We start from the raw sequence: 16,918 nt of genomic DNA, 5'->3' as shown, positions 1-16,918 counted from the left end.
CCTTTTATTATGCGTATAAATCTTCGTATACTTTTCTTAAATTTTTATCTTCTCTCATTATTTCAAGAGAAATTTCAGCATGGCCTTTTGTATATCCATTACCCATAATCATATTTACATCTTTACCTACTCCTTCAGCTCCTAAAGCAGCTTTTGTAAAGTTTGTAGCCATACTAAAGAAATATATTGTTCCATCATCTTTTGTAGATAATATACTTCCCATTTCAGTGTTTGGTACATTTACATTATTTATAGTTATATCTACCATTTTTCCATCAGTTGCTTCACTTACTTTATTCATTACTTCTACTGCATTAGTAGCATCTGCAACTATATAATGATCTGCTAATCCTAATCCTTTAACTCTTTCAATAGTCTCCTCACTATGACCTAGGCAAATAACTTTACCAGTTACTCCTACACGCTTTTTAGCTTCATATAAGCAAAGCATTCCTGATTTTCCTGCTCCACCTATAACAAGTACTGTGTCTCCTGGATGAACTAATTTTGCAGTTTGTGCTGGTGCTCCAGCTACATCAAGTACTGATAATGCTAAGTTTTCTGGAAGATCATTTGGTATTACTGCATATATTCCACTTTCAAAAAGAATTGCTTTTCCTTTTATATCAACTTGATCTATATCTTCTCTTACTTCATTAATTTCATCAATTCTCAACGGAGTTAAAGATAATGAAACAAGAGTTGCTATTTTATCTCCAACCTTTAAATCAGTTTTTCCTTCAAGAGCAGGTCCTATTTTTTCAACAGTACCTATAAGCATTCCACCAGAACCTGTAACAGGGTTTTGATGCTTCCCACGAGTTTCAACTATGTTTTTCATTATTTCTTTTATTTTTTCAACCTTTCCACCTGCTTCATTCTTTATTTGAGTAAAGCTTGCAGAATCAATGTTTAATGTTTGAACATCAATTAAAATTTCATTATCATAAATTTCCATGTTATTATCAATTTTTGTAGCTGGTTGTGGTAATGTACCTTTTGGTTCAATTACCCTATGTGTTCCATATGGATTTCCTTTTTTCATTATATTACCCCCTAAAAAATTTGAATTTATCTATCGAAACCTTTTCACGAAATAAATAATATTGCAAAGCTCATGCCAAAAATATAAAAAACAATATCTTTTTTTGAAAAATATATTTTGTATAAGTAATATCAATGTTTCGACAAAAAAACAGATAATATTACAAATTCGTAATGTTATCTGTTTTGTATTTTTTTGATTTATTATAAGATTTTTGGGGTATATATTATATTAACATGATTAATTTCGCCGAATTTTAGGCATCATTTATTTTTTATCGTTAAATATTGTACATTTATAAGCCGTATTTTTTCATCTTATACTGTAATGTCTGTCTTGGTATAGATATGAGTTCTGCTGTTTTTGTAATATTTCTATCGGTTTTCTTAAGTGCTTCTTTTATTATGTTCTTTTCCAAACTCTCAACTGCGCTATTTAAAGGCCTTATATCTTCATCTTTATTTATTTCATTTTTATATTTTTCAAACTGATATGGTAAATGTTCTTTTTTTATAGTATCAGTATCTTCTAATGCAAGTACTCCCTGAATTACATGCTCTAATTCACGTACATTTCCAGGCCAATCATATTTCATAAGGATATCTAATGCATCATCTTCAATTCCTTCTACATCATTACCTAGTTCTTTGTTATATTTATCTATAAAAAACTCTATTAGTAATGGTATATCATCTTTTCTTTCTCTAAGTACTGGTATTTTAAGATTTATAACTGCTAATCTATAATATAAATCTTTTCTCATTATTTTTTCGTCTATTGCTTGTTCTGGTTCTGTATTTGTAGCAGTAATTACTCTAACATTTACATCTATTGTTTTAGTTGAACCTACTCTTCTTATACTTCCATCTTGTAAAACTCTAAGCATTTTTGCTTGTAGTTCAAGTGGCATAGAGTTTATTTCATCTAAGAAAAGTGTTCCACCATTTGCAAGTTCAAATAAGCCCTTTCTATCTTCTGCTCCAGTAAAGCCCCCTTTAACTGTACCAAAAAGTATTCCTTCCAGTAAATTAGATGGGAGTGCTGCACAGTTTTGTGCTATAAAAGGCTTGTTTTTTCTTGGACTTGCATTATGAATTGATTGAACTAGAAGCTCCTTGCCTGTCCCAGTTTCCCCATATATAAGTACAGGGGAAGATGTATTTGATGCCCTAAGTGCTGTTGCTTTAAGCTTGGCCATTTTTCTATTTTGACCTATTATATCTATGAATGTATACTTAGCTCTTTCATTATTCTTCTTTGGATTATCATTTTCACTATATAATTTTGTTTGTAAATCTGTTATCTTTTCTGTCATTTTTCTTACATGGGTTATATTTCTAGATATTTCTATAGCGCCTTTTATTCTGCCTTTTTCCTTAATAGGTATAGAGGTATTAATTGTAGTTATTTTATTTCCTTTATAGTTTATAAACATCTGTTCTTTTTCATATATAGGACTACCTGTTTGCATTACTTGTATAAGAGTAGATGTATCATGATTAAGTGATGGATATACTTCTAATATATGACGTCCTATTATCTTTTCTCTACCTAGTTCATCTAATTCTTTAGCAGATTTATTAAAATACAATATTCTTCCCTTTTCATCTATTATTTGTATAGCTTCTTCTATATGATTTAATATTTCAAATATATTTTCCCTAAAGAATATACTTTTCACCTTAAACCCTCCCGCTTAATTTTTGGCACTAGCTGCAAAATAATAGGCACCGTTTGTGCCTAAGATATTGTTATATCTAATGTATTTAAACTCTCTATATTATTTGAAATTAGCAATTTATATTTTAAAGATATTTTTCCTTTACCTTCTTTTATATCTACTTGTATTTTTTGAGTTGAAACTTCCATATCTAGATTTCCATATATTGTAGAATATAAAGTAGTATATTTATAATTTTTCTTAAACTCCATTTTGGAATTATTATCTCCAAAGCGTTTCATTGAAATTTCATCTTGTTTTATTTTTAAACTTGTAGTGGAATTTTCAAGTCCTGATATTTCAGACTCATCATATAATAGATAATATGAATCATTTTTCTCATAAAATTTTCCTTCTGTTACAAGCTCTATTTTATTTTTTTCTCCATCTTCTGTCTCTTGTGTTCCTTTTAATTTTACTAAGACATCTTTCATTATATCTTCCTTTCAACTATTATCTTTACTTATATATATTGTACATTATTATGCCAAAAAAGAAAACCCGATTATTAAATCGGGTTTATTACATCATAAGTGTACCATTTTCATCTTTTATTATTCTTAATATATCTTCCTGAGTTCCATCCATTGCATTTATATATACTATAAAATCAGAACCTTTATATTTTCCACTAAATTCATAGCATAAAATATCCTTATTACCATTGTCAGGAATTATGGCAAGTCGAACTCTTTCTATATTAAATCCAATTCTTACCTTTTCTTTAGCTTCATTTTCACTTATTTTAGGTTTTGGTATTTCTCTATCAACATGACTTATAAGGTATTTAGCCATATCTGCAGCTATTATTTCTCCATCATCTAGTGCTACTTTAACTTTTATTAAGTCTGTATATATTGGAACACCATTTTTCTCATATACAAAGTTATACAAGATACTATCATCATATTTGGTGCTATAATTTGCTTGCATATTTTTATAACCATTCTTATTTAAAAATTCTTCTGCTTTTTTCAAGGCTTCTTTTTCACTAATATTCTTCTCTTTTACATCTTTAGGATTTTGCATCCATACTATTTTTCCACCTTGTACACTGACTCCTATTATTATATTTCTGTCACCTTTTTTAGGAGTTATACTAAATGTATACGCTTCAATATTGCTAGTTCCAGTACCTTTACCTTTATTAAAGAGTTTAACCTCTGCTGGATTCTTAATTCTTAAAAAATCAAGTGCTATTTTCTCAGCCTGTTCCCTACTCACATTGTTTTTAGGAAGTCCTTTCGGAACTGCATTCATAACTTGATCAGAAAATGGGCCATCATATATAAGCTCTGGATAATCTGTCATTTGCTCTTCTTCATATTTTTGCATCTGTACATCTAATATATTTTGATTAGATTTTGCTATTTCTTGATTTTGTCCTTTAGCTACTTTAAAAAGAGTTAAATCACCCTTAGCTATTTTTTCATGAGCACCTTCAAGTTCTCTTGTTAATTGTTCTGTATAATCTTGTAATCTAAACAGCACTTGTCTTTCCTTATCATCTAACTTTTCACCTTTCATAAACCTTGCAATAAGTGAATAACTATAATCTGCAACTTGGGTCAAAAATTTTTCTGTTTTGGCAAGATTACTATGTGCTACAGGTAACTGCGATAATTTATCATGAGCAAAATATGCTTGTTGATATATTTGACTAAGTAACAATACGTCCTTTTCTTCAGATGCTGATACTAATGACTTAGAAAGTGATGTCTGAACTGTTTCTATATTATCTTTCATATCATAAAACATTCTTTGATATTGATTAGTTAATTGATTTTTATAATAATTTTTAGTCTTATATTCATTATATCCCCATACTCCTACTGCAACTAATGCTAATAAAAGTAATACAGATATTATTGTCTTTTTATCTCTCATCTTTACCTCCTTTAGTTTCCAAACCAGTGTTTACCTATTTGAATAACTTTTGTTCTAGACCATATCCACTTACTTGTAGCTGTAGCAGGATTCCAATAGTAATTACATCCGTAAGTTGGATCCCATCCGTTTAATGCATCTCTAGCAGCTTTTAAAGATTCACCATCTGGAGCTAAATTAATTTGTCCATCCGCTACTGCAGTAAAAGCTAGTGGTTGATAAATAACTCCTGCTATGGAATTAGGGAAAGATGGATTTTCAACTCTATTTAATATTACAGCAGCTACTGCCACTTTTCCTACATATGGTTCACCTCTGGCTTCTCCATGTATTGCACGAGCAAGTAAATATGCATTATCGTCTCTTGAAACTCCGCCACTTGCAGTATTAGCACCACCTAGTGATATACCTAATTTATTTGCTGTTGCAGGACCTATTATTCCATCTACTGCTAAGCCATGCCTTCTCTGAAATTCTCTAGTTGCTCTATAGGTTCCACTTCCATATATACCATCTACTGCACCAGTATAATATCCCCAATCCTTTAATCTTCTTTGTGCCTCCCTTACTACATCTCCGGAAGAACCCCAATATATAGTTTGAGGTGCTTTCATTTTATATCTTTTTGCAATTGTCTCTATTTGTTCATTATTATTTAGTGCCATATTTATTGGTATCATTAATAACAATGCTAAAAATGTTATTACAATTATCTTTTTCATCTTGACCTCCTTAATCTTTATATCCTATAGCTTAAATATATTTTCTGTAATAACATTGGTTTTTATACCATGAAAAAAAGAAAGGGTTAACCCTTTCTTATATTCCGCCATTAAATAAATTGGCAAGCTTAGTTTTATTTTTTTCAATTACTTCTACAACTTTGAACTTTAATCTTACAGGAGTATCTCCTTCATTTTCTTCATTATTTATCATATTATATTCATTTTCTGAAAGCACTTTCTCCATATTTTCTTCAGAGTGAGAGCTTTCAACATTATTATCCAAGTCTAAAAAACAAAGTGGAGGAAACATAACACACCACCAATTTTCACCTACCCCTTCACCAAGTACAATTTTAAGTGCCCTATAATTACCTGCTGGGAGAGTAAAATTACCATATGACTTTGTTGGAAAATCATAATCTCCAAAATATACCCTCACTCCATAATCTTTTCCTATCTTATGTAATTCTCTTTCTGCTATATTTTGGATTAAATCTATATTTTCTTTTAATATCATTTCAGTCTGATTTATAGATTTTGATTCTTCAAATTTAGGAGTCATTTCTTCTATTATTTTATCTCTTATTTGCAATTTTATATCTTGATCTTCTTTTGTATCACTATTTGCTATTACATGAAGTCTTATAAGTTTTTCCTTATAACTTCCTACATTTTTATATACTTCTGCAATAGATACTGCCCCTATACCTATAAGTATTGCTAAAATCAAAACTATATTTATAATAATTTTAAATTTACCTTTCACTTTAATACCCCCTAAAACTTTTATTAGTATTAAGTATTAGCATAAAAGGTAAATTTTAAACCTATTTCCCTAAAAAAATCAGTATAATTATCTAAAATTTATTTTGTAAGCCCAATTCTTCTAACTTTAGCATTTACATTTACTGTAAATTCTATTTCTTTAAATTCATTATCCCAATTATCTTTCACCCTATCCCACAATTCAAGTTCTTTTTTTCTTAGATGGTCTTCTACTTTTAATACATCTACGCCTACTTCATTTTGTAATGTATCTATGGTATTAATTATAGTTTTCTTTATTTTTTCATTTAATTGTTCTTCTATATTTTTTATAATTTTATCATCTAATAAATCTGAATCTGTTTCAATTGTATTTGGATTTAAATACTCATCAATATATCCCTCTGCTCTTACATCATAAATAAAGTTTATATTTCCATCTTTAACTTTTACATCTTTTTCTACTTTATATTCAGCTACAATATAACTAACTATATATTTTCCTGAATCTTTTATTATAACAACTTCATTATTATAACTTTTTCCTGTAAGTATTAATATAGAGTTCGTATCTTCTTGATTTAAAAATTCCACTAATTTTCTATCTTTTATTACACTTGATCCTTCTACTACTAAATTATTTTTCTCCAGTGATATCTTTCCTACTATTCCTGTATTGCTTCTATATAAATCTTTAGATAACTCATTTATAGTTGAAACACTATATTTTCCACCTATACTTTTTCTTTCTGATAAATCACTTAAATATCTTCCTAACAAAGAATTTCCTATTGTATTATTATTTAATATATCTTCTGCTCTTCCTTTTGCTATTAATATAATAAATTTTCTTCCTGTTATTGTTGTTCTATTAAAAATTTCAAGCGTCTGAGAAAATTTAACCTTATCCTTAGCCAATTCTTCTCCTATAATTATAACTCTTAAATGATTGAAAAATACATCTTTTTCAATTATAGTTCCTAGTTCTCTGTCAATTTTTGATAAAACTTTGCCTGACTGACTAATAATAAATTTAGGCTCTCCTTGACCATTTTTTCCCACAGCTCTTAAATTTGGATATTCATATGTAACCTTAAAACCCTCATCATCGTCTTCTGTCTTATCCATTCCTATAGCTGTAATATATGCTCTATTCTCCATCTCATGCTTATCCCAACAGGCAGTGCTTATAAAAAAACTGACTATAATTATAATTACTAATATAATTCTTTTCATATTTTATTACCCCCTTTCTTTGTAATAACAACAAAAATAAATATTATTAAGGGTATGATAAGTATTATTACTACACCTATATAATTTGAAAACAAATCAATATAATAATAAACTTCATCAATATTATCAGGAACAAGAGCTAGTAAATATATTAAAGGAAGTAATGGCATAGAAAGAAAATCTAATTCTTTTAATTTGAAAGATTTATTTAATAAAATATTTGATTGAATTAGCAAAATAGATAATATTTGAACAGAAATAAATGTCCATAAAGCAATAATTATGCCATCAACATTTTCTAAAAAAGCACCTGGTACATCTACAGTTTTCATTAAAAGTAATGTAGGCCATAATAAATCTTCTGTTTGTTTTCTTCCAAATTCTGATATAACAACAATAAATGTACTTAAATACATAATTCCTAAAAATATAATAGATAAAATATTATACTTTAATATTTTATTTGTATTCTTAACATAAGCAGTTGAAATAAGTATTATTTCTATACCTATAAAACTAAATAATGTTGTTCTTATACCTTTTAATATCTCAATAGCATTTATTGGAAATATAGGATAAATGTTTGTGAAATCTAGCTCTGGTATTAAGGATAAAAACAAAATAAAAATAGGAATAATCACTAATGGTAAAACAATCTGTGATAATCTAGCTATAGGCTCTATTCCCTTACGGGTAATATAACAAACAACTAAAATTAATGACAATATAGTTATTTCCAAAGGGGTATTTCTTAATAAAAACATCCTTATTATAGCACCAAATATTCTAACTACTATCGCTCCGGATATTAAATAATGAAAAATAAATAATATATCAATAATCTTTACTATAGGCTGTGGAAGTATTTCATCTATGACTTCAAATATTGTTTTAGACTTAAATCTAATCATTAATTTAGTATACATTATTACCAATATTATACTAATAATAGTTCCGATTATTATCGCAATAATGCCATTAAAACCTGAACTTTTAGCAAGCTGACTAGGTAATGATAATATTCCTACACCTAAAATAGAAGCTATAATAAGACTAAAATTTTGTCCTTTAGTTATTTTATCATTACCCCCTATCATTTTTATCCTCACCTTCACTTTCATTTATTAATGAGTTTATATACTTACTATTATTCATTCTAACTTTATCACCTGTATTTAAAAATTTAGGTCTTAACTTCATAAATTTATATGGTAATTGAATTACACTATCTTTTAAGTCATAAAAGTTATTTATCATATTAGAATAAGGGTCCATATAAGGGATTCCAAAACTCTTTAAACCAACTAAATGTGATAAAAGCACCATAAAACCTATACTTATCCCGTAAAGTCCTAGTACAGTTGCTAAAATCATAAGTATAAATCTCCATAGTCTTATTCCTGATGTAAAAGAAAAGCTAGGCAAGCTAAACGATGCTATAGTAGTAAGGGCAACTATAATTATCATAAAAGGACTGACAATCCCTGCTTCAACTGCTGCTTGACCTATTACAAGACCACCTACTATACCTATAGTAGTACCTATAGGCCCAGAAATACGAGTTCCTGCTTCCATTAATATTTCAAGTGTACCCTCCATTATAAATGCTTCAATAAATGCAGGAAATGGAACGTCTATTCTTGTTGCAGCAAGATATAATGCTAATTCTGTAGGAAGAATGCCTGGATGATAAGAAGTAATAGCTATATATATTGCTGGTAATATTAATGATATAGGTAAGGATATATAACGTACTATTCTTACTAAATTAGCTCTTGACCACCTTCCATAATAATCTTCAGAAGAATGTAATAATATGTTAAAAGTAGCAGGAATTAAAAGTGCTGCAGGACTATTATCTACTACTACAGCTATTCTTCCTTCATATAATGCAGCTGCTACTGCATCAGGTCTTTCTGTATCTTGTATTTGAGGAAATGGAGATAGCCAATCATCTTCTATTAATTGTTCTATATATGAACTTTCTAAAATAGCATCTACATCTATTCCATTAAGTCTCCTATTAAGTTCCTTTAATACTTCTTTATCAACAATATCTTCTATATACATTAAGGCTATATCTGTTTTTGAACGTCTACCTACTTTTTGGTATTTTAATTTTAATTTAGGATCTCTTATTCTCCTTCTAATTAAAGAAGTATTTACTTTACCTGTTTCAGTAAATCCATCTCTTGGTCCTCTATTAACTGATTCTGTTGTAGGTTCAGCTATCCCTCTTATAGGCCAGCCACGTGAAGATGTTAAAAGTATTTCACTAAATCCATCAAATAATAATATAGTTTCTCCTGCAAGTACGCTATCAATTGCAGTTTCTAAACAATAAATATCCTTCACTTCACCTAGAGGTATTCCGCCTTTTTTGGAAAGTTCATATAAATCTGCACTTACGGTTCTAGGACTAGGGATTTCATCTCGTGCATCATGCATAAGTGCTTCAAGTACATATTCATTTATCAATTGCTTGTCAATTAGACCATCTATATAAATAATAGCAAATCTGTAATTTTGTTTTTTACCTACATTAAATTCTCTAATAATGACATCATCACAATCTGCCAATATCTCTTTTATTTTTTTTAGATTTACATCTAAATCTTTAGATATTGGTATTTTAATTTTATCTTTAACTTCTTTATTTCTCTTTTTTCTCTTCAATGAAATACTCCTTTCCTATAAAATAAGGGATAATATATACATAAAAGGTCCTACTATAATTAGGACTACAGATAATACCCTTGCTATTTTCTTTTCTTTTTCCAACCCTTTTTGATTTAATTTATTTGCATCTATAAAAAACAATACAAAAGCTACAATTACAGTTAAAATAACAAAATAAAAATCTATTAATCCTTTAAACTTTTCAATCATAAATATTCTCCTATTATTAAAGTCTTATTATAATATTTACTATTAATCTTATTGTTATTCAAAAATAGCATAAAAAAAAGACCTTTATAGGTCTTTTTTGCTTTTACTTTGAAAATGTTCTACTATATGTTTTTTGGATATTTCAATATGCTCTTCTGCATATTTTTTTGCATTTGATTTATCTTTATTTACTATAGCATCTATTATTTTTTTATGTTCTTTATATAACTCAGCAGCCTGTGAATGACTACTTACATAGCTAACTCTAAATCTTTGAACTTGTTCTTTTAATGAATCTACCATTTCAATAAGCTTGGAATTTCTTGCAGCATTAAAAATTATTTCGTGAAGCTCTTCATCTTTTTTTAAAATTCCTTCTACATCTTTGTTATCAGCATATTTTTTTAGTTCTTCATGTTTTTTCATAAGTTCCTTTAATTCATCATCTTCTATTCTTTCAGCTGCCAAATATGCCCCTAATCCTTCAAGACTAACTCTTATTTCTAATGCCTCTTTAATATCCTTTAAGGAGACTTCAGATACATATGCTCCTTTTCTTGGAATCATTATTACTAATCCTTCTAATTCCAATTTTCTTATAGCTTCCCTTACAGGAGTTCTACTAACTCCCAACTCTTCAGCAAGTTGTATCTCCATAAGCCTTTCTCCTGGAGCCATTTTGCCAAGAATTATAGATTCTCTTAAATGTTCAAATACAATTTCTCGCAAAGGTTTATAATCATGTAAATCTAGCTTTTTAATTTCATCCATATACTTAATCCTCATTTCTATTTTTATATAGTTTTAGTTACATATACTTCATCTATATTTTCTTTTAGTATACCTTTACATTTTTCAGCCTGTTCTTTTGTTTTAAATATACCAAATACAGTCGGTCCACTACCACTCATCATGCTCCCCATTGCTCCACAATCAATCATTTGTTTTTTTATATTATCTATTATAGGATATTTTTTTATAGTTACAGTTTCAAGAACATTCTTCATATTATTTGCTATAAATTTCATATCTTTTCTTTCAATTGCTTTTAATAAACTATCTGTATCAGGATGATCTATGTTTTTGAAATTTAAGCTTTCATATACTTCTTTTGTAGAAACGTCAATATCTGGTTTTGCTAAAAGTATTATATTATTTTTAAAAGATGTAATCTCCGAAATATCTTCTCCTATTCCACGAGCAAAACCTGTTCCACCAAATATACAAAATGGAATATCTGCCCCAATACTTACACCCATTTCCATAAGCTCTATATCATTTATTTGTAAATTCCAGAGTTTAGAAATACCTATAAGAGTTTGAGCAGCATCAGAACTTCCTCCTGCAAGTCCGGCAGCTATTGGAATATTTTTCTCTAAATAGATTCTTACACCTTTATTTATAGAATATTTTTGTTTTATAACTTCATAAGCTTTATATATTAAATTACTTTTATCTGTAGGAACTCTTTTATCATTACAAATTATTTCTATTCCACTTTCTATTTCTTCAAATGTCAATATATCATGTAAATCAACTTGTTGCATTATCATTTCTACTTCATGATATCCATCATCTCTTTTTTTTAATACATCTAATGATAAATTTATTTTAGCATAAGCATGTCTTTTTAAAGTTTTCAAAAAAATCACTCCTATATTTTGTCCCTTATATTATTATATAGGAATATTGTATACATTGAAACAAAAAAATAAACTAGAGAGTAATTTCTCTAGTTTAAATAGCTACATCTATTGTCTTTATTATGAATATCTTTTCTCCAGGCATTAAATTTTCTGGAGCCATTATATCGTTTACTCTGATTAATTCTTCTGTAGTGGTATTGTACCTTTTAGCTATATCCCAAAGGGTATCTCCATCTTTAACTATATATATTACAATAGAATGTCCTTTATTTACATCTTCTACATCTTCAATTTCCAATACATTAGTTACTATATCAATATTTTTAATTCTATTTACAGAAGTATCAATCTTTACATCTGATGTTATTTCTACCTCTCTAGAGCTTGTTTTTCTATAATCTAATTTTACAATATTCATTTCAACTTCAAGATCCATATCATCACATATATCATCCATATCTATATATGATTTAAATGGAAAATCATTTCTTGCACTTTTTATTTCTCCACTTTCTTCACCTAAATAAAGCATATTTGCGTTTAAAATCCCTTCAATTATAGCTTTATCCTCAATAATTCTAGTGTCTGTAACTATAGGAATAGTATTAACACTATATATCTCTTTTATTATTTCATCATCATAGCTAACATCTATAGAGTCTTTTATGTTTTCATATTTTGAAAATGAATTTATATTTTCTGTTATTTTTACATTTTCTTTAGATAATTCAACCTGCTTTTTAGTTGAATATGTATCTACAGCTATTTCTTTTTCTTTTACTTGAAATACTTTTGCATGTATTTCTATAAGAGATTCTAAGTCAAGTATTCTGTTTTTTCCATTTATATCTCTTTTAACTTCATAATTAGGATCAGAATTAACTAATTTAACTTTACATTCCATATCCGTATTTATTCCATCAACATCTACAAAATGAGTAAATGGTATAGTATGAGATATAGTATTTAACTTATTCTCATCAGAATCTTCTATATACATTACTTTTCCTTCAACTTCACCAGCTACAATTATTTTTCCATCAACTATTTTAACTTCCTTCTGATATGATTTAACGTCAACATTTAATACCTCAAGAATATCAGAAAGATCTTCAGTTAGTTCAAAGCCATCCTTTACTATTGTAGAAGATGAATTTTCCCCTATAACTTCATTATACTTTATATTTTCTTTTAATACCTGTATACCTTTTTCACCTGTTATATCTTTTAATACATTTATGATACTATTCTTAGTTATTTTTATATCTATACTTATAACTGATTTAATCTCAACTTGATTTTCATTAGAAAGTAAAAAGTCTATATTTTCTATTTCTAAAGAAACTTCTGCTTTCATATCATCTTCAATATTGTCTATAAGTATTTCTTCCTTAAAATCAAATTTTTCAGACTTAGAATTTATATGTCCTTCTTCTGTCATATACAATGTCATAACATTTAAATATCCCATTACCTTTAGTTTACCTTTATATACTTCAAAAGAATCTAAAACTACATTACCTTCTACATTTAAGACTTTTGCTAATTTACTTTGAGTTTCTATGTCAATACTTTTTGTTAAATATACATCTTTTTCTTCTCTAGCTACAGTTTGGTCTATCTTAATTAGATCTTTCACTAATTCAATTGCCAAAATTGTTCCCTCCCTTTAATTAATCTATCAATTAATTGTATAGATATTATTCTATTAATATATCTATGCAAATAAAAAAGAGAAAATGAACAATTTTATAAATTTTTTTGGACAGTAAAAAAACCGCATTTAAGCGGTCTACTTCTAACTAATTCTAACTTTGTTGTCAATGTCACAAAGGGTTACTTCTACAGTCTCTGTTAATATGTCTGAATAACTATAAGATACTCTTCTTACTGAATTATATCCGCCTTCAATCTTAACTACGAAAATACTTGGATAAGCATTTTCCAATATACCTTCTCTTATAGTAGTTTTCTTTCTTCCTTTGTTTGCCTTTAGTCTCACCTTTTCTCCGATATGAATTGCAACATTCTCTTTAATTTGATCTAGAGTGTTTCTTTTTATCAAAGGATCACCTTCTTTATTTATTTTAGACAAATCACATTACTTTAATAATAACATATATTTCACCAATTGTCAAACATCTAAATAAATATTATACCTCTTTAATGTATAGTATGTCAAATGTTTTTTTATGAAATTATGTACAATAAAAATAGTATTTACTTTTTTAAAGTTTTTTATTCATTAAATACAAAGTCTGATATAATATATACTATGAATTAAATATTACTTTGGTTCTAAAAGAAAGGAGAAATTTATGAAAGCAACAATAGTATCATCTTGGATAAAAACTTGTAAAAAAATATTTGGAGAAGAACTTACAAATGAAGCAATACAACATTCTGGGATTAATCTTCAAAAAGTATTCAGACCTACAGAAGATATAGAAGACTCTAAACCAAAAGAAATGATTTCTTACATATCTAAAAAAATAAATAAAACTACATATGAAACTTGGAGAGAAATGGGAGAAGAAAATATACATTCTTTCTTTAATGATTATCCTGCTTTTTTTGACCATAAAAATTTATATTCTTTTTTAAAGTCAATGTATGATGTACATGTCGTTATAGCAGGAAAAATAAAAGGTGCAAATCCTCCTCTTTTAGGTATAGTTCCTATAAATAAATATACAGCTGAAATGACTTATAAGTCAAAAAGAGGTTTATTTGGGTATTTTGAAGGTTTATTAAAAGGAGCTAGTAATTTTTATGGTGAAAAAATCGAAATAGATAGAATAGAAAATACAGATAATTTTCTAAAATTACATATTAAATTTAGTGAACCAATCCATTATTTCAAAAAATATAGAGTAAATAATTTATTATCATTTGGTTTTATAAAATCATTACATACAAAAGTTGCTATATCTTCACTTTTATTTGTGGGATTGCCTTATATAATATTATCTAATTTTACAAGTGAAACAGTATTAAATATTATTACTTTAGCTCTTACATTTATAGTTCCCTTTTTAACTTCAAAATTATTATTTATGCCTAAAAAAAGTATAATAAATTCTTTAAAAGATTTAGATCAAAGAAATTATGCTGAAAATATAGAGATATCTACAAATGATTTCTTTGAAGACATAAATAAATATATAAACAATTACAAAGAGAATTTAATAACTGACTTTGTAGGGTTTAAAGGTATGAGTGATGAATTAAATGTTTTTACAGAAAAATTCAATGAAGTTTCTTCAAATATGGATAATACTTCAAAAGATATTGCAGGAGTTGTAGAACAAGTTGCAGCTGGAGCAATAAGTCAAGCAGAAGAAACAGAAAATGCTGCTTATATATTAAATAATAATATTTCTTCCCTAACAAAAATTACAGAAAAAGAAAACGAAAGTAAAGTTTCACTTGAGAATGCAGTTGAAAATATAAACAATGGATACGATGAACTAAAAGATACAGCTTTAAATTTAAAAAATATATTAAATAAATTTAGAAATGTAAAAGAAAATAGTACAATGCTTCAAAATAAAGCAAAAGATGTTACAAAAATAGTAGAAACAGTAGAAAATATATCTGATCAAACTAATCTACTTGCACTTAATGCATCTATAGAAGCTTCACGTGCTGGAGAATATGGTAGAGGTTTTAATGTAGTTGCAAATGAAATAAGATCCTTAGCAGAAGAATCTAAAAATGCAGTTAATAATATAAATCAAAATTTATTATCCTTCATTAATGATATAGATAGCTTAGTAAATCAAATAGATGAACAGTATATAGTATTAGATAAAGAAAATAACAAACTTTCAAATGTGGCTGAAAATAACTATGAGACAGTTGTAACTATAGACGAAGTGTCTAATTCCCTTATAGATATGATAAATGCTCTTACAAAGGAAACAGAATCCATAACAAAAGTATCAGGAAATATTGAATCATTAGCAGCCATAGCAGAAGAGAACTCCGCTTCTTCACAAGAGGTAAGTGCAAATGTACACACTTATTCAGAAGAATTGTCTAAGATGATGAGTAGCATAGTTGAATTTAAAAAAGTATCAGATGAATTTAGAAAAGATTTAGGAAAATATAAAATATAAAAAATAATCTAAGGGATATCCCTTAGATTATTTTTTATCTATATAAAACTACTTTTCCATTTTATTTATCATCCATTTTGTAGCAAAATCTACTATTTCTCTTTGCTTGAAGAGTTTTGATTTCGAAGAACCTATATATCCAATATTCATATCTTTATTTTCTTCAAATTCTTTACCTATATCTTCAAATTCATCAGTATCAAGGTCTATATCATTAAATGTTTTCCATACTCTCTTATTATCTTCAATTATTGGTGCTTGAAGTTTACACTTTTCTCTTATTCCAGACCTATATTCTGAAAGATGTAAAGAAGTATTGCTATCATGATTCACTCCTAATAAAAGTATAAAACCATCTAAATCATATATTTTAGCAAGAGGAGATTTTTCTCCTAGACTATATTCTAAGGAATGATTATTTATAATTTGTTCTTTATATTTACCCCATGCTGCAAAGGAATTATGAGGATGAGAACTACGAATAACTCCAGGAAAAGTCCTAAATACTTCTACAATTCTTCCCATACTTCTTGTAGGTGTAATTTGTTTATCATATGCTGGCATAGTTTCCTTTATTGTATTTATCCATTCCTTTGGTACAGCTGGATTTCCCCATAAAGAAGGGTCTCCTAAATCTCCACTTTGAGTTGGCATAATAATTGTTCCTGATTCTGTCACTACATCCATCAAAGCTTGGACAACTGCTACTGGTCCTCCACTAACCCATCCTAAAGATTTTAATGAAGAATGGACAATTATTGTCATGCCTTTCTTTAATCCTAAACTTCTTAAATCATCTGAAATACTCTCCCTAGTTCTAGGAAAAGGTGTGTTTTCTATTAAATTCTTTTCGCTCATTTTATGTCTCCTTTTTATGTTAATTA

16 protein-coding genes are annotated in these 16,918 nt (G+C 27.7%); 1 reads left to right on the top strand and 15 read right to left on the bottom strand.

Going from position 1 to position 16,918, the window contains the following annotated elements; genetic code table 11:
- Window positions 1–7: 7 nt before the first annotated feature.
- From kdd to E0D94_RS01615, 14 genes are all read right to left on the bottom strand, one after another.
- Window positions 8–1,045 carry an L-erythro-3,5-diaminohexanoate dehydrogenase gene (kdd, locus tag E0D94_RS01680; protein ID WP_130805574.1) on the bottom strand — a complete coding sequence of 346 codons (1,038 nt, stop codon included), beginning with the start codon at window positions 1,043–1,045 and terminating at the stop codon, window positions 8–10.
- Between the two features lie 295 nt (window positions 1,046–1,340).
- A complete protein-coding gene (locus E0D94_RS01675) occupies window positions 1,341–2,726 on the bottom strand; it encodes a sigma-54 interaction domain-containing protein (RefSeq protein WP_130805573.1) in 1,386 nt (461 codons plus the stop codon).
- Window positions 2,727–2,785: 59 nt separating this feature from the next.
- A complete protein-coding gene (locus E0D94_RS01670) occupies window positions 2,786–3,199 on the bottom strand; it encodes a YwiB family protein (protein ID WP_130805572.1) in 414 nt (137 codons plus the stop codon).
- Between the two features lie 88 nt (window positions 3,200–3,287).
- Window positions 3,288–4,652 carry a germination protein YpeB gene (ypeB, locus tag E0D94_RS01665; RefSeq protein WP_130805571.1) on the bottom strand — a complete coding sequence of 455 codons (1,365 nt, stop codon included), beginning with the start codon at window positions 4,650–4,652 and terminating at the stop codon, window positions 3,288–3,290.
- 11 nt (window positions 4,653–4,663) lie between these two features.
- Complete coding sequence (gene sleB, locus E0D94_RS01660) at window positions 4,664–5,374, bottom strand: spore cortex-lytic enzyme (RefSeq protein ID WP_130805570.1); 711 nt, start codon at window positions 5,372–5,374, stop codon at window positions 4,664–4,666.
- Window positions 5,375–5,471: 97 nt separating this feature from the next.
- Window positions 5,472–6,143 carry a stage II sporulation protein R gene (spoIIR, locus tag E0D94_RS01655; RefSeq protein WP_130805569.1) on the bottom strand — a complete coding sequence of 224 codons (672 nt, stop codon included), beginning with the start codon at window positions 6,141–6,143 and terminating at the stop codon, window positions 5,472–5,474.
- A 98-nt stretch (window positions 6,144–6,241) separates the two neighbouring features.
- A complete protein-coding gene (locus E0D94_RS01650; RefSeq protein ID WP_130805568.1) occupies window positions 6,242–7,378 on the bottom strand; it encodes a Ger(x)C family spore germination protein in 1,137 nt (378 codons plus the stop codon).
- On the bottom strand, window positions 7,375–8,475 hold the full coding sequence (locus tag E0D94_RS01645) for a GerAB/ArcD/ProY family transporter (protein WP_165442830.1): 1,101 nt from the start codon (window positions 8,473–8,475) through the stop codon (window positions 7,375–7,377). Before E0D94_RS01645 ends, E0D94_RS01650 begins: the two co-directional genes overlap by 4 nt.
- A complete protein-coding gene (locus E0D94_RS01640) occupies window positions 8,462–10,054 on the bottom strand; it encodes a spore germination protein (RefSeq protein ID WP_207289598.1) in 1,593 nt (530 codons plus the stop codon). The genes E0D94_RS01645 and E0D94_RS01640 overlap by 14 nt, the downstream gene beginning before the upstream one ends.
- 15 nt (window positions 10,055–10,069) lie before the next feature.
- Window positions 10,070–10,267 carry a CLC_0170 family protein gene (locus E0D94_RS01635; protein ID WP_130805566.1) on the bottom strand — a complete coding sequence of 66 codons (198 nt, stop codon included), beginning with the start codon at window positions 10,265–10,267 and terminating at the stop codon, window positions 10,070–10,072.
- Window positions 10,268–10,351: 84 nt separating this feature from the next.
- A complete protein-coding gene (locus tag E0D94_RS01630) occupies window positions 10,352–11,038 on the bottom strand; it encodes a GntR family transcriptional regulator (RefSeq protein WP_130805565.1) in 687 nt (228 codons plus the stop codon).
- Between the two features lie 23 nt (window positions 11,039–11,061).
- Window positions 11,062–11,910, bottom strand: coding sequence for a 4-(cytidine 5'-diphospho)-2-C-methyl-D-erythritol kinase (gene ispE / locus E0D94_RS01625; RefSeq protein ID WP_130805564.1), 849 nt, complete (start codon window positions 11,908–11,910; stop codon window positions 11,062–11,064).
- A 94-nt stretch (window positions 11,911–12,004) separates the two neighbouring features.
- Window positions 12,005–13,567 carry a DUF3794 and LysM peptidoglycan-binding domain-containing protein gene (locus tag E0D94_RS01620; RefSeq protein WP_130805563.1) on the bottom strand — a complete coding sequence of 521 codons (1,563 nt, stop codon included), beginning with the start codon at window positions 13,565–13,567 and terminating at the stop codon, window positions 12,005–12,007.
- A gap of 144 nt (window positions 13,568–13,711) precedes the next feature.
- Window positions 13,712–13,978 (bottom strand): Veg family protein, encoded by a 267-nt coding sequence (locus tag E0D94_RS01615; protein ID WP_130807318.1) that lies wholly within the window; start codon window positions 13,976–13,978, stop codon window positions 13,712–13,714.
- 253 nt (window positions 13,979–14,231) lie between these two features.
- Between E0D94_RS01615 and E0D94_RS01610 the strand changes: the two genes are divergently transcribed.
- Window positions 14,232–16,034 carry a heme NO-binding domain-containing protein gene (locus E0D94_RS01610; protein WP_130805562.1) on the top strand — a complete coding sequence of 601 codons (1,803 nt, stop codon included), beginning with the start codon at window positions 14,232–14,234 and terminating at the stop codon, window positions 16,032–16,034.
- Window positions 16,035–16,082: 48 nt separating this feature from the next.
- On the opposite strand, the gene E0D94_RS01605 is transcribed toward E0D94_RS01610, so the two are convergent.
- Entirely contained in the window at window positions 16,083–16,892 is an 810-nt protein-coding gene (locus tag E0D94_RS01605) for an AAC(3) family N-acetyltransferase (RefSeq protein ID WP_130805561.1), read from the bottom strand.
- Window positions 16,893–16,918 lie beyond the last annotated feature (26 nt).

It is taken from the genome of Senegalia massiliensis, assembly GCF_900626135.1.
Lineage (GTDB): Bacteria > Bacillota > Clostridia > Tissierellales > SIT17 > Anaeromonas > Anaeromonas massiliensis.
This window is presented reverse-complemented; position numbering and strand designations above follow the sequence as displayed.

What these genes read in the sequence shown, in the direction of transcription:
- kdd (WP_130805574.1), bottom strand. Translation starts at nt 1,045, where the DNA reads ATGAAAAAAGGAAATCCATATGGAACACATAGGGTAATTGAACCAAAA.
- E0D94_RS01670 (WP_130805572.1), bottom strand. Translation starts at nt 3,199, where the DNA reads ATGAAAGATGTCTTAGTAAAATTAAAAGGAACACAAGAGACAGAAGAT.
- ypeB (WP_130805571.1), bottom strand. Translation starts at nt 4,652, where the DNA reads ATGAGAGATAAAAAGACAATAATATCTGTATTACTTTTATTAGCATTA.
- sleB (WP_130805570.1), bottom strand. Translation starts at nt 5,374, where the DNA reads ATGAAAAAGATAATTGTAATAACATTTTTAGCATTGTTATTAATGATA.
- E0D94_RS01650 (WP_130805568.1), bottom strand. Translation starts at nt 7,378, where the DNA reads ATGAAAAGAATTATATTAGTAATTATAATTATAGTCAGTTTTTTTATA.
- E0D94_RS01645 (WP_165442830.1), bottom strand. Translation starts at nt 8,475, where the DNA reads ATGATAGGGGGTAATGATAAAATAACTAAAGGACAAAATTTTAGTCTT.
- E0D94_RS01635 (WP_130805566.1), bottom strand. Translation starts at nt 10,267, where the DNA reads ATGATTGAAAAGTTTAAAGGATTAATAGATTTTTATTTTGTTATTTTA.
- E0D94_RS01630 (WP_130805565.1), bottom strand. Translation starts at nt 11,038, where the DNA reads ATGGATGAAATTAAAAAGCTAGATTTACATGATTATAAACCTTTGCGA.
- E0D94_RS01610 (WP_130805562.1), top strand. Translation starts at nt 14,232, where the DNA reads ATGAAAGCAACAATAGTATCATCTTGGATAAAAACTTGTAAAAAAATA.
- E0D94_RS01605 (WP_130805561.1), bottom strand. Translation starts at nt 16,892, where the DNA reads ATGAGCGAAAAGAATTTAATAGAAAACACACCTTTTCCTAGAACTAGG.